The organism is Flavobacterium sp., from assembly GCF_004211145.1.
Lineage (GTDB): Bacteria > Bacteroidota > Bacteroidia > Flavobacteriales > Flavobacteriaceae > Flavobacterium.
The window spans coordinates 1-1163 of record NZ_SEBS01000088.1 but is presented as its reverse complement, the minus strand read 5'-3'; the positions used below and the strand labels follow the sequence as shown (position 1 = coordinate 1163).

Annotated in this window: 1 protein-coding gene; it reads left to right on the top strand. The window is 47.2% G+C overall.

Annotated elements, in window-relative coordinates:
- Nucleotides 1-1099 (top strand): 3-hydroxyacyl-CoA dehydrogenase NAD-binding domain-containing protein (locus tag EOO50_RS17655; RefSeq protein ID WP_290841603.1); only part of this gene is annotated, 1099 nt, incomplete at its 5' end.
- Nucleotides 1100-1163 lie beyond the last annotated feature (64 nt).

Sequence of the window (1163 nt, the reverse complement as noted above, 5' to 3'; positions counted from 1 at the left end):
GGTTGCGGCTAGCGCGGGCGCGACGGTCAAAATTTACGACACGAACGCCGATGCTTTGTTGCGAAGCCAGAATTCACTCGAAAACACGTTGATGAAACTCGTCGAAAAAGGCAAGATCGACGCCGCCGAAAAGCTTCGGATTTCCTCATCAATTTCATACGTCAGCGCGCTCGAAGAATTGTTCGACTCGAACCTGATCGTCGAAGCGATTGTTGAAAATCTCGACGTAAAAAAGAAATTATTTTCAGAGCTGGAATCGATTGTTTCAGATGAAACCATTCTGGCGTCAAATACATCATCATTATCGATCGCGTCAATTGCGTCGGCATGTAAAAATCCGGGACGCGTAATCGGAATTCATTTTTTCAATCCCGCGCCACTGATGCAGCTGGTCGAAGTTGTTCCCGCAATACAAACCGATAAAAATATTTTAGATAAAACCGTCGAAATCATCACCGGCTGGAAGAAAACCGTAGCTGTTGCGAAAGACACGCCGGGATTTATCGTTAATCGTGTGGCGCGGCCTTTCTACGGCGAAGCGCTGCGCATTTATGAAGAAGGCCAAGCCGACTTTGCGACGATTGACTGGGCGATGAAGACTTTTGGCAACTTTAAAATGGGGCCGTTCGAGCTGATGGATTTCATAGGACACGATGTCAATTACACCGTAACCGAAACCGTCTTCTCGTCATTTTATTACGATCCGCGCTACAAGCCGTCGTTTACACAAAAGCGATTGGTTGAAGCAGGATTTTTAGGGCGCAAATCAGGCCGCGGCTTTTATGATTATTCGGCAGAAATGCCCGCGCCGAAAACTGATGAAGCCTCGGGAAGGCAAATTTTCAACCGTATTCTCGCAATGCTTATCAACGATGCGGCCGATGCGTTGCACATGAATATTGCATCGGCGAAAGACATCGACAACGCAATGACCAAAGGCGTCAATTATCCGAAAGGATTGTTGGCCTGGGCCGATGAGATCGGAATAAAAAACTGCGTCGAAACGCTCGATAGCTTTTACAACGAATATCACGAAGACCGTTACCGCTGCAGTCCGCTGCTTCGCAAAATGGCACGTGAAGAAAAAATGTTCTTTTAATGAATCCGAGCCAGATCGTATCGAAAATGTTTGACAACGACGCGTTCAGCCAATGGCTGGGCAT